General features: G+C 66.3%; 11 protein-coding genes and 1 pseudogene. 7 read left to right on the top strand and 5 right to left on the bottom strand.

Going from position 1 to position 16,585, the window contains the following annotated elements:
* Nucleotides 1–7: 7 nt before the first annotated feature.
* Nucleotides 8–361, bottom strand: a complete 354-nt coding sequence (locus tag OUO20_RS04600; protein ID WP_268002917.1) for an Rv2175c family DNA-binding protein — start codon at nt 359–361, stop codon at nt 8–10.
* A 191-nt stretch (nt 362–552) separates the two neighbouring features.
* Here OUO20_RS04600 and OUO20_RS04595 point away from each other — a divergent pair, with 191 nt between their 5' ends.
* Nucleotides 553–1,995 carry a lytic transglycosylase domain-containing protein gene (locus tag OUO20_RS04595; RefSeq protein WP_268002916.1) on the top strand — a complete coding sequence of 481 codons (1,443 nt, stop codon included), beginning with the start codon at nt 553–555 and terminating at the stop codon, nt 1,993–1,995.
* A 96-nt stretch (nt 1,996–2,091) separates the two neighbouring features.
* Nucleotides 2,092–4,182: a Stk1 family PASTA domain-containing Ser/Thr kinase gene (gene pknB / locus OUO20_RS04590; protein WP_268002915.1), complete on the top strand. Its 2,091-nt coding sequence runs from the start codon at nt 2,092–2,094 to the stop codon at nt 4,180–4,182.
* A gap of 65 nt (nt 4,183–4,247) precedes the next feature.
* Here pknB and OUO20_RS04585 read toward each other — a convergent pair whose 3' ends face one another.
* Both OUO20_RS04585 and OUO20_RS04580 read right to left on the bottom strand, forming a co-directional pair.
* Nucleotides 4,248–5,639: a class II 3-deoxy-7-phosphoheptulonate synthase gene (locus OUO20_RS04585; RefSeq protein WP_018771504.1), complete on the bottom strand. Its 1,392-nt coding sequence runs from the start codon at nt 5,637–5,639 to the stop codon at nt 4,248–4,250.
* Nucleotides 5,640–5,737: 98 nt separating this feature from the next.
* Nucleotides 5,738–6,574 (bottom strand): lysophospholipid acyltransferase family protein, encoded by an 837-nt coding sequence (locus tag OUO20_RS04580; protein WP_026266106.1) that lies wholly within the window; start codon nt 6,572–6,574, stop codon nt 5,738–5,740.
* A gap of 111 nt (nt 6,575–6,685) precedes the next feature.
* Here OUO20_RS04580 and OUO20_RS04575 point away from each other — a divergent pair, with 111 nt between their 5' ends.
* Genes OUO20_RS04575 through OUO20_RS04565 form a run of 3 tightly spaced genes read left to right on the top strand, consistent with a single transcriptional unit; the run spans nt 6,686 to nt 8,860 of the window.
* Nucleotides 6,686–7,474: an alpha/beta hydrolase gene (locus tag OUO20_RS04575; RefSeq protein WP_018771502.1), complete on the top strand. Its 789-nt coding sequence runs from the start codon at nt 6,686–6,688 to the stop codon at nt 7,472–7,474.
* Nucleotides 7,471–8,277 (top strand): alpha/beta hydrolase, encoded by an 807-nt coding sequence (locus tag OUO20_RS04570; protein ID WP_268002914.1) that lies wholly within the window; start codon nt 7,471–7,473, stop codon nt 8,275–8,277. Before OUO20_RS04575 ends, OUO20_RS04570 begins: the two co-directional genes overlap by 4 nt.
* Entirely contained in the window at nt 8,264–8,860 is a 597-nt protein-coding gene (locus OUO20_RS04565) for a hypothetical protein (RefSeq protein ID WP_018771500.1), read from the top strand. The genes OUO20_RS04570 and OUO20_RS04565 overlap by 14 nt, the downstream gene beginning before the upstream one ends.
* 40 nt (nt 8,861–8,900) lie before the next feature.
* Here OUO20_RS04565 and OUO20_RS04560 read toward each other — a convergent pair whose 3' ends face one another.
* Nucleotides 8,901–9,989: an ROK family glucokinase gene (locus OUO20_RS04560; protein ID WP_026266105.1), complete on the bottom strand. Its 1,089-nt coding sequence runs from the start codon at nt 9,987–9,989 to the stop codon at nt 8,901–8,903.
* A 171-nt stretch (nt 9,990–10,160) separates the two neighbouring features.
* Here OUO20_RS04560 and OUO20_RS04555 point away from each other — a divergent pair, with 171 nt between their 5' ends.
* On the top strand, nt 10,161–11,969 hold the full coding sequence (locus OUO20_RS04555; RefSeq protein ID WP_056389730.1) for an AMP-dependent synthetase/ligase: 1,809 nt from the start codon (nt 10,161–10,163) through the stop codon (nt 11,967–11,969).
* 65 nt (nt 11,970–12,034) lie between these two features.
* On the opposite strand, the gene OUO20_RS04550 is transcribed toward OUO20_RS04555, so the two are convergent.
* A complete protein-coding gene (locus OUO20_RS04550; protein WP_268002913.1) occupies nt 12,035–15,433 on the bottom strand; it encodes a pyruvate carboxylase in 3,399 nt (1,132 codons plus the stop codon).
* Nucleotides 15,434–15,735: 302 nt separating this feature from the next.
* Here OUO20_RS04550 and OUO20_RS04545 point away from each other — a divergent pair.
* A pseudogene (locus OUO20_RS04545) lies at nt 15,736–16,552 on the top strand (ParA family protein).
* The last annotated feature ends 33 nt before the right edge of the window (nt 16,553–16,585 follow it).

The raw sequence follows: 16,585 nt of genomic DNA, 5'->3' as shown, positions 1-16,585 counted from the left end.
GCGGCAGCTACCAGGCCAGAGTCTGGGCCCTGCGCCTGATTTCGGTCTTGCGCCCTTCCCGAAGGGCATCGATGGGGCGGCCGCGCAGGGATTCGTCGACGGTGAACAGCCAGCCAATAAGGTCCTCGTCCGAATAGCCGGCATCTGCCAGCACCACGATGGTCCCCTTAAGGCTGTCCACTACCTGGCCGTCCTGGATGAATTCCGCTGGAACCGACCGGATCTTCCGTTCCCCAACGCGCAATGCAGCGAGGGCATGTTCGTCAATCAGGCTGTGGACCTTGGTGATGGAGACATCCAATAAACGGGCGACGTCGGGCAGTGGCAGCCACTCGCCCACCAGGTTTTCTACGTTATTCACGGATCAAGGTTGCCACGCTGCGCACCCCCGCGCCTAGTCGGAGCATTCCATTCCGCTCCTGGCCTGCGGACACTCCCGAAAAGAGGGCATTACGGGGAATCCCAAAATTCTTGTGCTATCCGCTAATTCATGAGAGATTCACACTCATAACATTTGTAACACTAATAACTTGAGTCACAGTAGTATCAAGATTGACAGCGGCATCCCCGTCCGCGTCCGCACCCGCAGTTGAGAAGAGGATTCCTTCCGATGACGACGTCCCGCTCGCCAAAGCAGCCCCCAAGCCGAGTCTGCCGATGATTGCCGCCACCACAGCGGCGCTGCCAGCGGTCGTATTGTCATCCTTGGCCCTCGCCCAACCTGCCGCAGCACAGCAGCCCGCACGGAACATCCCCAGCAGCCTCGCAGCAGCCATGAAGGCCCAGGCTGCAGCGAAGGCAGCCGGAACGGTGATTCCCGCCGCCGTGGTATCCACCACCATCCCGGCCGCCTTCCAGCCCGCACAGCCGGCGGCACCTGCGGAGTACACGATTGCCCGCGGCGACACCGTCAGCGCGATTGCCGGCCGCTTCGGTTTGGACACCGGCGAAATCCTCAAGCTGAACAACCTGCAGGCCAACACCATCATTTACCCGGGGCAGAAACTAAAGCTGTCCGGTTCGGCTGCACCTGCGGCCCCCGCACCTGCGGCTGCCCCGGCTGCTCCGGCACCTGCTGGTGGAGCAACGTACACGGTGAAGCCGGGCGACACCCTCGGTGCGATCGCAGCAAAGCACAACGTGGCCCTTTCCGACGTCTTCACCTGGAACAATCTCTCCATGCGCTCCATCATCTACCCGGGGCAGAAGATCAAGGTGGGTGGCGGCGATTCCACGCCTGCTCCCGCGGCGGCCCCGGCCCCCGCCCCGGCCGCACCTGCGCTGGCCGCCACCTCAGCACCGGCAACCGGCTCCTACACGATCAAAGCCGGAGACACGCTGTCGGCGATTGCATCCCGGCACGGGGTAAAGCTGTCTGACCTGCTCTCGGCGAACAAGCTGGGCATGACCAGCATCATCTACCCTGGCAGCAAGCTGGCCATTCCCGGCGGCTCCGGCCCGTCGGATCCGCAGCCGGCTGCTGCGGCCCCGCAGCCTGCTGCCGCGCCCCTGGTGCCCAGCTCCTTCCTGGGCTTCAGCTACCCGGCTGCCGTGGTCAGCTCGGCCAATGAAAACAAGGCCCTGCTGAACGCCTCCCCCGTTCCCTCGCGGGATGAAATGAAGAACATCGTTGCCGATACGGCACGCCGGATGGGAGTGGATCCTTCCCTGGCCCTCGCCTTCGCCTTCCAGGAATCCGGTTTCAACCAGCGCGCCGTGTCACCGGCCAACGCCATCGGCACCATGCAGGTCATTCCCAGTTCCGGGCAGTGGGCCTCAGACCTGGTGGGCCGGAAGCTGAACCTGTTGGACCCCTACGACAATGCCACAGCCGGCATCGCCATCATCCGGCAGTTGCTGGCCACCAGCAAGGACCAGGACACCGCCATTGCCGGGTACTACCAGGGCCAGTACTCGGTGAGCAAGTACGGCATGTACGACGACACCAAGGCCTACCTCGCTGCCATCAAGGCGCACCAGAAGAACTTCGGCTGAGCCGGCCGCCGGCCAGTTCCTGAGTGCGGGTCCGAACCGTTACCGGTTCGGACCCGTTTTCGTGTCGGACGCGTTTTGCTGCGGGATTAGGATCGTATGGTGCAGGAACACGTGTCAGACCCAGTTGCAGGGACCCTGGTGGACAACCGTTATGCAGTCACCTCCAGGCTTGCCCGTGGCGGAATGTCCACCGTCTACCTGGCCATAGACCAAAGGCTGGACCGTGAGGTGGCGCTGAAGGTGCTGCACCCCCACCTCGCTGCTGACGGGAACTTCCTGGACCGGCTGGGCCGGGAGGCAAAGGCGGCCGCCCGGCTGTCGCATCCGCACGTGGTGGGTGTCCTTGACCAGGGCAATGACGGCAACACGGCCTACCTCGTAATGGAGTACATCAAGGGCCACACGCTGAGGGACGTTCTCAGGGAAAGGGGTGCCCTGCCTCCCCGGCTGGCGCTGGCACTGATCGATCCGGTGGTGGAGGGCCTGGGCGCGGCACACGCTGCCGGCTTTATCCACCGTGACGTCAAGCCCGAGAACGTCCTGATCGCCGATGACGGCAGGATCAAAATAGGCGACTTTGGACTTGCCCGTGCCGTTACCAGTTCAACCAGCACCGGGGCCCTGCTCGGAACGGTGGCCTATATCTCCCCGGAACTGGTCCTGGGCAAGCCGGCAGACGCCCGCAGCGACGTCTACTCCGTGGGCATCATGCTGTATGAGATGTTGACCGGCAGGCAGCCGTTCGAGGGCGAAGTCCCCATCCAGGTGGCCTACCAGCACGTCAACGGAACCGTGGGCCCGCCATCGGACCTGGTGCCGGGGCTGGCCGGGGAAGTGGACGAACTGGTGCAGTGGTGTACTGCCAATGATCCGGAAAACCGGCCGGTGGACGGCAATGCCCTGCTGCAGGAACTGCGCCACATCCGGACCAACCTCACTGATGCCGAACTGGACCTGCTGCCTCCTGCAGCCGCTGCCGCCGCGTCCCAGCACCAGACCGAGGTCCTGGCACGGCGCAGCAACCCCACAACGCTGATGCCTCCCGCCCGGCCCGCCGCCCCTGCCTACCCGCCCGGCCGGCAGGAGGCACCGGCCCCGTCGGCATCGGCGGGCCCTGCCGCCCAGGTGCCATACCACCAACGGCCCGGATTAGCATTGCCCGACGACGACGATGCGGACAACGGGTGGTCTCCCCCGCCGCGGCTGGGCAAGCGGGCCCAGCGCCGGGCGGACAAGGAAAGCGGGAAACTCCGCGCCCTTGCCGCTGCCACGCCGGTGCGCACGCTTCGGGAGGGAAATCCCCGCCGCCGCGGCATCCTTTGGGTCCTGGTCCTCATCATCGCCGCACTCCTGGCGACGGGCGCCGGCTGGTTTTTCGGAATGGGTCCGGGCGCCGCGGCCGCCGTACCGGCGGTCGCCAACAAGACTGTGGCGCAGGCCCAGCAGTTGCTGGGCGGAGCGGGCTTCCGCTCCACTACGAGCGATGTCTTCGACGACGAGGTGCCCACCGGGCTGATAGTGGGCACGGACCCCGCCGCGGGGACGGAGATCCGGAAGTTCCAGCCGGTTTCCCTGCTGGTTTCAAAAGGTCCCCAGCTTTTCCCCTTGCCGAAACTCACGGGCGGAACCTTGTCTGAGGCGAAGACCTCCCTCAACTCCGATGGCATGGCCCTGGGCACTGTCACTGAACAGTTCGATGAACAGGCGGCTGCTGGAACCGTCATGTCGCAGGACCCTGCCGCGGGCACGCCTGCCCGCCACGGCACCCCCGTTGCGATCGTGGTTTCCAAGGGCCCGCAGCCCATCGCCGTCCCTTCGGTGGTCGGGAAATCCGGGGACGACGCCGTGGCGGCACTGAAGGCAGCAGGCCTCACTGCCAAAGTAGCCCCGGAGGCGGTGTTTGACCGGAACATCCCGGAGGGCGCCGTCGTCAGCCAGTCCCCCGCCAACGGGACACTGACCCGGGGTGGCACTGTTACCCTGACCATTTCCAAGGGCCCCAGGATGGTGGCGGTGCCGAGCTACATCGGCAAGCAGGCAACTGAAGCGCGCAAGGCGCTGGAAGCACTCGGCTTCCAGGTCCGGGTGAACAACATTTTGGGCGGCTTCTTCGGCACGGTGAGGGACCAGTCGCCGGTGAACCGGGAAGTTCCGGAGGGCTCAGTCATCACCATCACCGTGGTGTAGCCCCCTGTCTTTCAATGAAAAAGGGTGGGCCGGCAGTGCCGGCCCACCCTTTTACTGCCCTGGTCCTAGTGCTTGGCGAGGGCGCCGGCCACCAGGAACGCCATCTCAAGGGACTGCATGTGGTTCAGGCGGGGATCGCAGACGGACTCGTAGCGGTCCAGGAAGGCCTCCTGGTCGATCGGGTCCGCGCCACCCAGGCACTCCGCGACGTCATCGCCGGTCATCTCGACGTGCAGGCCGCCCGGTACCGTCCCCAGCCCGTGGTGCACCTCGAAGAAACCGCGCACCTCGTCAATGACGTCGTCGAAATTGCGCGTCTTGTAACCGTTGGGCGACGTGACGGTGTTGCCATGCATGGGGTCCGTCACCCACAGGACCTGCGCGCCGGAGGCGGTGACCTTTTCGACGACGGCCGGCAGTTTTTCGCGGATGTTGCCGGCGCCCATACGGGTAATGAAGGTGAGCCGGCCGGGTTCGCGGTCCGGATCCAGCTTGTCGATCAGGCGGAGGGCGTCATCACCGGTAGTGGACGGCCCGAGCTTGACGCCGATCGGGTTGCGCACCCGTGAAAGGAAGTCGACGTGGGCGTGGTCCAGCTCGCGGGTGCGCTCCCCGATCCAGAGGAAGTGGGCCGAAGTGTCGTACGGGAAGCCGGTGCGGGAGTCGATGCGGGTGAGGGCGCGTTCGTAGTCGAGCAGCAGGGCCTCGTGGCTTGCGAAGAACTCAACCCGCTTAAGTGCTTCGAAATCGGCGCCGCAGGACGCCATGAACTTGATGGCCCGGTCGATGTCGCGGGCCAGCGACTCATAGCGGGCGTGGGCCGGGTTCTCGGTGAAGCCCTTGTTCCACTGGTGCACGGAGCGCAGGTCCGCGAAGCCGCCCTGGGTGAAGGCCCGGATGAGGTTCAGCGTGGATGCGGAAGTGTGGTAGGCACGCAGCATCCTCGACGCATCGTGGCCGCGTGACTCGGGGGTGAAGTCATAGCCGTTGACGATGTCGCCGCGGTAGGCGGGCAGGGTCACTCCGTTACGGGTTTCGTCATTGGAGGAGCGGGGCTTGGCGAACTGGCCGGCCATCCGGCCCATCTTGATAACCGGCATTGCTGCGCCGTAGGTAAGCACCACGGCCATCTGGAGGATGGTTTTGACCCGGGCGCTGATCTTGTCAGCCGTGGCGGCCTCGAATGTTTCGGCGCAATCACCGCCCTGCAGCAGGAACGCCTTGCCTTGGGCGGCAGCAGCCAGGCGCTCGCGCAGCACGTCCACTTCGCCGGCGAACACCAGCGGCGGCAGGACGGAGAGTTCCTTCACCGAAGCCTCAAATACATCCCGGTCCTGCCAACTGGGCTGCTGGGAAATGGGAAGGTCCCGCCAGTGGTCCAGTCCGGGATAGTTTGCCGCTCCGCTCTGGGCGGTGCTGGACAGCGAAAAGGCGGGTTTTGCAGATAGCTCAGTCACCCTCTAAGACTAACGGCAGGGCGGCACCACCGGGCACCTGGCCGTCACGCTGACCGCCGCCGCCGTCACAACTGCGGCGCGCCCCGTGGAAGGTCCGGCTACCCCGTCGCCGATGTTCCGGCGTCGTCCCCGGCGTCGTCGCGGGCACCGGGCTGCGGTACGGACGGTCCTCCGGCGCCTGGCTCCGGGACAAAACCATTGTCGGCGGCCACCGGAGCGGCAAGCGGTTCGGCTGCAGCCACGGGTTCTCCGGGCTTGCCGGCGAGCCGAAGCTTCACCACGGCGGCGTACTCGTCCACGTACTCCTGCCCGGAAAGCCTCATCAGCTGGGACATGATCTCATCCGTGACCTTGCGCTGGACCGTCCTGTCCTCTGCCTGCTCACGGTACTGGCTGAAGTCCAGCGGTTCGCCGAAGATCATCCCGATCCGGCGGATGTTGGGCAGCCGTTTGCCGATGGGCTGGACCTTGTCAGTGCCGATCATGGCAACCGGAATCACTGGGACGCCGGCCTGCAGGGCCAGCCTGGCCACGCCCACCTTGCCGCGGTACAACCGCCCGTCGGGGCTGCGCGTGCCCTCGGGGTAAATGCCCAGCAGGCCGCCTGCGTTAAGTACTTCCATCCCGGCATTCAGGGATGCGGCAGAGGCAGCGCCTCCGGACCGGTCCATGGGCAACTGGTTGGTGAGGCGGAAGAACGCGGCAGTCAGCCTGCCCTTGATTCCGGTGCCCGTGAAGTACTCGGACTTGGCCAGGAAGACCACGGGCCGCCGCACCATGAGTGGCATGAAGATGGAATCGGAGAATGAAAGGTGGTTGGAGGCGATGATGGCGGCCCCCTGCGCGGGAATATTGTCCAGGCCCTTGACCCAAGGCCGGAACAGCAGCTTGATCACCGGACCGAGGAAGATCCTTTTCATAACCCAATAGAACACGTGGTGAACCTCTCCGGAAGGCAGCCCCCGGGCCCTGCGTCGGGCCTGGCCAGCGAGTCAATGCAACCCTACTCTAGTGAGATTTGGCGGGAACAGTGACACGATGGAGTCATGACTGAAAGCAGCATCCCGACCCGGCCGGCCGCTTTCAGTTATCCAGGCCACGGGGCCAATGCCCGCATCGGGGTAGCCATATGCCACGGCTTCACGGGCAGTCCGCTGAGCATCATGCCGTGGGCGCAGCACCTGGCGGAGCTGGGGTACGCCGTATCCGTCCCCCTGCTGCCGGGGCACGGCACGGACTGGCGCCAGCTTGCGCGGACAAGCTGGAAAGACTGGTACCGCAGCTACGAAACGGCCCTCCTGGATCTCTCGGGGCGCACCGATGCCTGCTTCGCCGCGGGTCTGTCCATGGGCGGTGCCATTGCACTGCTTGCGGCGTCCCGCCACCACGTGGCCGGTGTCAGTGTGGTCAACCCCGGGCTGAGCTTCTACGACCGGCGGGTGCGGATCATAGGACTCCTCAAATACTTCCAGCGGACCACGGTTCCCATTCAGGAGGACCAACCCACGGCACCCGCGACGGACGACGGCGACTATTCGCTGACTCCGCTGGCTGCCGTGCATGAGCTGAAGAAACTGTTCGGGGCGGCAGTGCGCGGCCTGCCCCGGGTGGACGCCCCGGTCCAGGTCTTCAAGTCGCGCACTGACGCCGTTGTTCCGCCAACATCGCTGGCGCTGCTGCGCAAAGGGCTGGCCGGACACCTCGCGGAAGTGACGGACCTTGCCAGCAGCGGACATGTGGCTACTCTTGACGTTGACGCGCCCGTAATTTTCGCCCGGTCGGCAGAATTCGTCGCCGCCCACGCCCGCCGCACCAGCACCTTGGAGACGACATGACGTCCGGTCCGGACCACAGCCCCTTCAGCAGTGCCTTCAGCGGCGAAGGGCCCCGCACGGGAGTCGTCCTGTCCCACGGCTTCACGGGGAGCCCCCATGGCCTGCGCGCCTGGGCCATGGCCTTCGCCGCGGCCGGTTTCGCCGTCCGGATGCCGCTGCTGCCGGGCCACGGGACCAGTTGGCAGGACCTTGCCCGAACCCGCTGGCAGCAATGGCACGGCGCCCTGGATGACGCCTTCCTGGAACTGGACGCCGAGTGTGACCAGGTCTTCGCGGCGGGCCTTAGCATGGGCGGGGCCCTGGCCCTGCGCATCGCGGCCACCCGGCCGGTCGCCGGAGTCCTCCTGGTGAACCCCGGCCTGGTGATTGACGATCCCCGGGCGTCGCTGGCCGGGCTCCTCAAACTGGTGCTGAAAAGCACCCCGTCCATCGGCAATGACATCCTCAAGGCAGGTGTGGACGAGGGCGCGTATGCCCGCACCCCTGTGGCCGCGGCCCATGAGCTCAACAAAATGTTCAAGGACACTGTCCGGCTCCTCCCACGGGTCACGGCACCTGTCCAGGTGTACCGTTCCGCTGTGGACCACGTGGTGTCCGATGCCAGCATGGATGTCCTCCGGCGGGGCCTGGCACACGCGCCCCTGGAAGTGGTCCGGCTGGAGAACAGCTACCACGTCGCCACGCTGGACAACGACGCCGACCGCATCTTCGAGGTGTCGGTGGACTTTATCCGCCGGGTGCTGGCATCCGGGCCCGCCAGCCCGGCCGGACCGGGACAGGAGGTCCGCAGTGAACAGGCCTGATTCGGAGCAGCCGGACCAGGGTGCCAACCAGGACGACGCCGTATGGCTTGACTTGGTGGCGCGGCTCGAATCGGACACCGTGGCCATTCGGCCCGACACTCCTGTATCCGGGGAGCAACCGCCCACCGGGATTGTGCCCAATGAAACTGCGCCCACCGGAAGTGGACCTACCGCGCCCGAAACGCCTGGCCCGTCCTCCTTCCGCGACTTCGATCCCTTGGGCCTGGCCGGGAGGCCGCCGGCCGAACCGTCTGCGGCGCAGCGCCAGGCGTCAGGTGGGCCGGACGGTCCTACGGCAAGCGGGTCCCCGGAGGGACCGCGGGACTATGAGGTGGACGACGACGGCGAGGAGTTCGTGCCGGAGGAACCGCCCAGCCTGGCCGGCACCGATCCCCTGACCATGCTGGCCTGGCTCGGCGCCGTAGGTGGACCGGTGGCGCTGCTGCTGTCGGCAATGTTCTGGCGCACGGCGCCCCTGCTGGCCATCGTCGGCATTGTTGCCGTGTTCGTGCTGGGGACGGTGTACCTGATCATGAAGCTGCCCGAAGAAAAGAACGGCGACGACGACGGCGCGAGGGTCTAGCGCAGCTCCTCCTGGGCCACCGCCGGACCAGCCGCCGTCGTCAATTGCGGACGCGGCTGCTGACGCGCGAAAGGTCGGCCGCGCCGATGAGGCCCGCGTTGGGGCCCAGGGCCGCCAACTCGATCCCTGCGGCCGGGCGGAATCCGCGGCCCGTCAGGTTCCGCGCGAACGCTTTGCGGGCCGGCTCCACCAGCAGGTCGCCCGCCGAGCAGAGCCCGCCGCCGATAACGAAGAGGCCCGGGTCCAGCGCCGCCGCCAGGTTGGCCAGCCCCAGGCCGAGCCATTCGCCAACTTCCTCGATCAGCTCCCGTGAGGCGGGATCGCCGGCCAGGGCCAGTTCGGTCACGATGGCTCCGGTGATGGCCTCGGGATGTCCGCCCACGGCTGCCAGCAGGTCGTGGGCCACCGGCGAGTTCGACCGGGCCAGGAGCCTGGCTTCGCGGCCCAGGGCGTTGCCGGAGGCGTATTGTTCCCAGCATCCGCGGTTGCCGCATTCGCAGCGGTGGCCTCCGGGCATGATGATCTGGTGGCCGAACTCCCCTGCCACGCCGAACCGGCCACGTTCCACCCTGCCGTCCATCACCATGGCGCCCCCGATGCCGGTGCCCAGCGTGATGCAGACCAGCCGGTCCTCTCCCTGCCCGGCGCCAAAGCGCCATTCGGCCCAGGCCGCGGCGTCGGCGTCGTTGGTCAGCAACACCGGACGGCGGAGGAGCCGCTGGAGGTTCTCACGCAGCGGTTCGTTGCGCCAGGCCAGGTGCGGGCTGAAGAGCACGGTTCCACCGGCCAGGTCCATCCACCCCGCAGCACCGATGCCCACGGACCAGATGCGGTGCCCCCGGCCGAGTTCCTCCACCAGTTCCACGATGACCTGCTCCACTGCCCGTGGGTCGGTGCCCGGGGTGGACCGGCGGGCTTCACTGAGGATCCTGCCTTCCGCGTCCACCACCCCGGCGGCCACCTTGGTCCCCCCGATGTCTATGCCGATGGCCAGCCCCTTGCGGCCAAGGCGAAGGTGCCCGCCCACACTTCCGTGCAACTGTCCGGCGCGGTACGTGGCGGGACGGCGGCGCCAGGGCGCTGGTCTTTTGAGGGGGCCGGCCTGATCGCCGGACGACGGTCCGTACATAGTGCACCATTCTAGGCGGGCGGAAGGATTGTCTTGACATACAGTCCCCCATGCAGCGCCCATTGACGGCTAAGTTACTCGCCAGTAGGTTTGTGTACTGCACAGTTCCGGCAGGGGTACTAGTCTTTAGGCAAACCCCTGCGCGGGACTTCAGATATCAAAGGAGCTATAGTGCGCGAATTCAGTGTTCCGCCCCTGGTTGTTGTCCCTCCGGAAACCAACATCACCGACCTGGTGCTGCGGCAGGCAGCCAAGCCCAGCAACCCGGCACTGTTTTCCCGCCTGGACTCCGCAGGCTCGTGGCGCGACGTGTCCGCCACCGAGTTCCTCGCCGACGTGAAGGCGCTGGCCAAGGGGCTCATCGCCAGTGGGGTGGGGGCGGGCGACCGCGTTGGCATCATGTCCCGCACCCGTTACGAGTGGGCACTCGTGGACTTCTCCATCTGGTTCGCCGGGGCTGTGTCGGTGCCCATCTATGAAACCTCGTCCCCTTCCCAGGTTGCCTGGAACCTGGGCGATTCCGGCGCTGTGGCGGCATTCGGCGAGTCCGCCCATCACGAAAACGTCATCCGGCAGGCCGTCACCGCCGAAGGACTCACGGCAGTGCAGCATGTGTGGCAACTCGAGGGCCAAGGCCTCGACAGCCTTCGCGAGGCAGGCCGCGACGTCAGCGATGAAGAGCTGGAGTCACGACGCAGTGCAGCCGGCCTCCACGACATTGCCACGATCATTTACACGTCGGGCACCACAGGGCGTCCCAAAGGCTGCGAACTCACGCACGGCAACTTTGTGGAGCTGTCCGACAACGCACTGGCCATCATCGGTGAAATCGTCCACGAGAACGCCAAGACCATCATGTTCCTCCCGCTGGCCCACGTGTTTGCCCGCTTCATTTCGGTGCTGGCCATGGCGGCCGGTACCACCGTGGCCCACACTCCGGACATCAAGAACCTCCTGGCCGACCTGCAAAGCTACGAGCCGACATTCATCCTTGCGGTGCCCAGGGTCTTTGAAAAGGTCTACAACTCCGCGCTGACCAAGGCGGAGGACGGCGGCAAGGGCGCCATCTTCCACCGCGCCGCCGAAACTGCCATTGCGTTTTCCAAAGCCCGCCAGAACGGACACGTGGGACTGGGCCTGAAGCTGCGGCACGCACTGTTCGACAAACTGGTGTACGGCAAGCTGCGGGCGGCGATGGGCGGACACGTTGCCCACGCGGTGTCCGGCGGCGGCCCGCTTGGCGAGCGGCTGGGACACTTCTTCCAGGGCATCGGGATGCAGGTGCTGGAGGGCTATGGCCTCACCGAGACCACCGCCCCCATCACGGTCAACACCCCGTCCCGGATCAAGATCGGTTCGGTGGGCAAGCCCCTCCCGGGAAACGCCGTGAAGATTGCCGACGACGGCGAGATCCTGGCCAAGGGGGTCTGCGTGATGCGGGGCTACTACCGGCGGGACGACCTCACAGCAGAGGCGTTCACCGATGGCTGGTTCCACACCGGTGACATCGGCCGGCTGGACGATGAAGGCTTCGTCTGGATCACCGGCCGCAAGAAGGAGATCATCGTCACCGCGGGCGGCAAGAACGTAATCCCCGCGTTGCTCGAAGACCAGATCCGTGCCGACGCCCTGGTGTCGCAGGTCCTGGTGGTGGGTGACAACAGGCCGTTCATCGGGGCCCTGGTGACCCTCGACCAGGAAGCGCTGCCAGGGTGGCTCCAGCGCCACGGCCTTCCGGCGGACACCACCCTTGAGCAGGCGGCGGGCAACCCGGTAGTGAAGGCAGCAGTGCAGGACCTGATTACCGCGGCAAACACCTCGGTTTCCCAGGCCGAGGCCATCAAGTCCTTCCGCATCGTCCCGGCAGACTTCACCGAAGCCTCAGGGCACCTGACCCCCTCCATGAAGGTGAAGCGGGCGCAGGTGATGAAGGACTTCGAAACCGTCATCGAGGAGATGTACTCCGCGCCGCGTTCCTGACGTCCCACAACAAGGAAGGGTCCTTCACCTTGTGAAGGACCCTTCCTTTGTTGTGCAGCCTTACCCTACTCTTCGATGACCAGCAGCAGGTCCCCGCCCTGGACCTGCTCCACCGCTGAGATGGCCAGGCGGGAAACCTTGCCGCCCACCGGCGTCGTGATGGACGCCTCCATCTTCATGGCCTCGATGGTTGCCACCGTGTCACCCGCGTTGACGGAATCGCCGGGCTTGACCGTGACGGTAACGGCACCTGCGAACGGTGCGGCCACCTGCCCGGGCTGGGCGGGATCGGCCTTCTCGGCGGCCTTGACGTTGCTGACCACCGACCGGTCGCGCACCATGACCGGGCGGGACTGGCCGTTGAGGGTGCACATGACGGTGCGCATGCCCTTCTCGTCCGGCTCCGAGACCGCCTCCAGGGAAGCAATCAGCCGGACACCGCGCTCCAGCTGGATCTCGTGCTCGGTGCCGCGCTGCAGCCCGTAAAGGTAGTCGCGGGTATCCAGCACGGAGATGTTGCCGTAGGTCTCCACGCTCTTCAGGTAATCCTTGGTGGGACCGTCGAAGAGCAGCCGGTTCAGCGTGCGCTGGCGGGTCTTGGAATCAGACTTCAGTGCGGCGCTGTCCTCGGCGCTGAGTTCCACGTCGCGGACTTTCACGCTGCGGCCTTGGAGGGCCTTGGTGCGGAAGGGCTCCGGCCAGCCTCCGGGAGGATCACCGAGCTCGCCGGACAGGAAGCCGATCACGGAGTCCGGAATGTCGTAATTCTGCGGATTCGCCTCAAAATCAGCGGGATCGGCGTTCAGGCCCACCAGGTGCAGGGCAAGGTCGCCCACTACCTTAGACGACGGCGTCACCTTGACCAGATGCCCCAGGATGCGGTCCGCGGCGGTGTACATGTCCTCGATGGCTTCGAACCGCTCCCCCAGCCCCAGCGCCATGGCCTGCTGGCGCAGGTTGGACAGCTGGCCGCCCGGGATCTCGTGCTTGTACACGCGGCCGGTGGGGCCGGGCAGGCCCGACTCGAACGGTGCGTACACGCGGCGGACGGCCTCCCAGTACGGCTCGAGCGAGCTGACGGCGTCCAGGCTGATGCCGGTGTCCCGTGGAGTGTGGGCAAGGGCGGCGACAAGGGCCGACGCCGAGGGCTGGCTCGTGGTGCCGGCCAGGGATGCGGAAGCAACGTCCACGGCATCCACACCCGCGTCGACGGCGGCCAGCAGCGTGGCCAGCTGGCCACCGGCGGTGTCGTGCGTGTGCAGGTGGACCGGCAGGTCGAACCGTTCGCGGAGGGCAGCCACGAGCCTGGCGGCAGCTGCGGGACGGAGCAGGCCGGCCATATCCTTGATCGCCAGGATGTGGGCTCCGGCGTCGACGATCTTCTGTGCCAGCTGGAGGTAGTAGTCCAGCGTGTAGAGCTTCTCCTCCGGGTCCAGCATGTCGCCCGTGTAGCAGAGGGCCACCTCGGCGACGGCGGTGCCGGTGGCGCGCACGGCACGGATGGCCGGTGCCATCTGGCTGACGTCGTTCAGGGCGTCGAAAATGCGGAAAATGTCGATGCCGGTGGCGGCCGCCTCGTTGACGAACGCCTCGGTGACCTCCTCCGGGTACGGTGTGTAGCCAACGGTGTTCCGGCCGCGCAGCAGCATTTGGATGCAGACGGTCGGCATGGCGGCGCGCAGGGCAGCGAGCCGGTCCCAGGGGTCCTCCCCCAGGAAGCGCAGCGCGACGTCATAGGTTGCTCCACCCCAGGCTTCCACGGACAGCAGCTGTGGAAGGAGCGCCGTGACGGCCGGACCGGCGGCAACGAGGTCCCGGGTGCGGACGCGGGTGGCCAGCAGGGACTGGTGCGCATCGCGGAAGGTGGTGTCCGTGACGGCCACGGCGTTCTGCTCCCGCAGCGCCTTCGCGAAGCCTTCCGGCCCCAGCTCGAGGAGTTTCTGGCGCGAACCCGGTGCTGCCGTTATGCCTTTTACGTCAGGCAGCTTCCGGGCGGGATTGGAGTGCACGGTCAATTCACCGTTGGGCTTGTTGACGGTGACGTCGGCCAGCCAGGTGAGGAGCTTCGTGCCGCGGTCTGCCGAAACGCGGGCCTTGAGCAATTCCGGGCGCTGGTCAATGAAGTTCGTGGCCACATCCCCGGCGATGAAGTCGGGATCGTCCAGCACTGCCTGGAGGAAGGGGATGTTCGTGGAGACACCGCGGATGCGGAATTCGGCCAGGGCACGGCGGGCCCGGGCCACTGCTGCCGGGTAGTCCCGGCCGCGGCAGGTGAGCTTGACCAGCATGGAATCAAAGTGGGGGCTGATTTCGGCGCCGGAGTAGACCGTACCGCCGTCCAGCCGCACGCCGGCACCGCCGGCCGAACGGTAACCGGTGATCTTTCCAACGTCGGGCCGGAAACCGTTTGCGGGATCTTCCGTGGTGATGCGGCTCTGCAGTGCTGCGCCGCGCAGCTTGACGGAGTCCTGTGACAGGCCAAGGTCGGCGAGGGTCTCGCCGGAGGCGATCCGCATCTGGGCCTGGACCAGGTCCACGTCCGTGACTTCCTCGGTGACCGTGTGCTCCACCTGGATGCGCGGGTTCATTTCGATGAAGACGTGCTGGCCTGCCCGCTCGCCCTCGGTGTCCACCAGGAACTCGACGGTACCGGCGTTGACGTAGTTCAAGGCCTTGGCGAACTTCACCGCATCGCGGTAGAGGGCCTGGCGGATGCCTTCATCCAGGTTGGGGGCCGGAGCGATCTCGATGACCTTCTGGTGCCGCCGCTGGATGGAACAGTCGCGCTCGAAAAGGTGCATGACGTTGCCTTCAGCGTCCGCGAGGATCTGCACCTCGATGTGCCGCGGGCGCAGGACAGCCTGCTCCAGGAACATGGTGGGGTCACCGAACGCCGCGTCCGCTTCGCGCATGGCCGATTTCAATGCCTCGGGCAGGGCCTCGCGGGTATCCACGCGGCGCATGCCGCGGCCGCCGCCGCCTGCCACAGCCTTGGCGAAGATGGGGAATCCGATCTCATCGGCCGCGGCCAGGAGCTCGTCCAGGTCCTTGGACGGCTCGCTGGACTTCAGGACCGGCACACCCGCCTCGCGGGCCGCCTTCAGTGCGGCAACCTTGTTGCCCGCAAGCTCCAGCACCTCGGCGGGCGGACCCACGAAGGTGATGCCGGCTTCCTTGGCCGCACGCGCCAGGTCCGGGTTTTCCGACAGGAAGCCGTAGCCCGGGTAGATGGCGTCCGCGCCGGACTCCTTGGCCACCCGTACCACTTCTGCGACGTCGAGGTATGCCCGGACGGGGTGGCCTTCCTCGCCAATCAGGTACGCCTCGTCCGCTTTCTGGCGGTGGATCGAGTTTCGGTCCTCTTGGGGAAAAACGGCAACGGTCTTGGCGCCCAGCTCGTAGCCGGCGCGGAAGGCCCTGATCGCGATTTCACCGCGGTTGGCCACCAGAATTTTGGAAAACATGCTTCTCCTGCATCATTGCGGGGTGGATCGATGAGTGGTCACAGTGTCTAGGACCTACAAGGACAAACACAAATCTTTGTGGCAACAGTCACAGATTTTCCCGTCATGTCCCGATCGCTTTCAGCCTGGCTGGCGGAAACCGCCCCGGCAGCACAGTCGGTGCCATGCCGACGCCCGGTAAAGCAGGATTCGCCGACGCATCAACATATGATGAGTAGGGCGGCAGGACCGTCCGGCTTCGGCTCTGCCGAGGCAAACATTACCCCCAACACGGCATCCGGCGTTAGGTTTTGGTCTCTCAAGTGCAAGTAGTCAGCATCAGCAGCCTCAAGGGTGGAGTCGGCAAGACTTCCGTCACCACAGGATTGGCGTCTGCGGCGCTTGCCGCCGGAGTCCGCACGCTGGTGGTGGACCTGGATCCGCACGCCGACGCCACCACGGCCCTCGGCGTACAGCCGGGCGACCAGTTGGATATCGGCCGGATGCTGAAGAGCCCACGAAGGGCGAAACTGGCCGGGAACGTGGTGCGCAGCAGCTGGGCTGACCGCACCCTCCAACGGCGCCGGGCCCGCTGTCCTGGATGTCGCCGTCGGCTCTGCCTACACCGGAATCTACGACCGGCCGGACCTTGGCCGCCGGGACCTCCGCAGGCTTTCCGCCGTGCTCGCCGGCACGGAAGAGTACCAGCTTGTCCTCATCGATTGCCCGCCGTCACTCAACGGCCTGACGCGCATGGCGTGGGCCGCCAGCGACAAGGTCGCCCTGGTTGCCGAACCTGGCCTGTTCTCGGTTGCCGGCACGGAACGCACCATGCGGGCCATCCAGCTGTTCAAGCAGGAGTTTGCGCCCAATCTGTCACCGGCGGGCATCGTGGCCAACCGCGTCCGCAGCGGCTCTTCCGAGCACACCTACCGCCTGGCGGAGATGGAGTCCATGTTCGGCGAACTCCTCCTGAGCCCGCGGATTCCCGAACAGGCCAACTGGCAGCAGATCCAGGGCGCGGCGCACCCCGTCCACCACTGGCCCGGGGATTCAGCCAAGTCCGCGGCCGGGTTGTTCGACGAACTGCTGTCCACCCTGATGGCGTCCGGCAAGGGCCTGCGCAGCCGCGCCCGCTAGGACCTCACGTCTTAAACAATCAGGGCGGCCCTC

Source organism: Arthrobacter sp. FX8, assembly GCF_026723805.1.
Taxonomy (GTDB): Bacteria; Actinomycetota; Actinomycetes; order Actinomycetales; family Micrococcaceae; genus Arthrobacter.
This window is presented reverse-complemented; position numbering and strand designations above follow the sequence as displayed.

What these genes read in the sequence shown, in the direction of transcription:
- OUO20_RS04570 (WP_268002914.1), top strand. Translation starts at nt 7,471, where the DNA reads ATGACGTCCGGTCCGGACCACAGCCCCTTCAGCAGTGCCTTCAGCGGC.
- OUO20_RS04550 (WP_268002913.1), bottom strand. Translation starts at nt 15,433, where the DNA reads ATGTTTTCCAAAATTCTGGTGGCCAACCGCGGTGAAATCGCGATCAGG.
- OUO20_RS04575 (WP_018771502.1), top strand. Translation starts at nt 6,686, where the DNA reads ATGACTGAAAGCAGCATCCCGACCCGGCCGGCCGCTTTCAGTTATCCA.
- pknB (WP_268002915.1), top strand. Translation starts at nt 2,092, where the DNA reads ATGGTGCAGGAACACGTGTCAGACCCAGTTGCAGGGACCCTGGTGGAC.
- OUO20_RS04560 (WP_026266105.1), bottom strand. Translation starts at nt 9,989, where the DNA reads ATGTACGGACCGTCGTCCGGCGATCAGGCCGGCCCCCTCAAAAGACCA.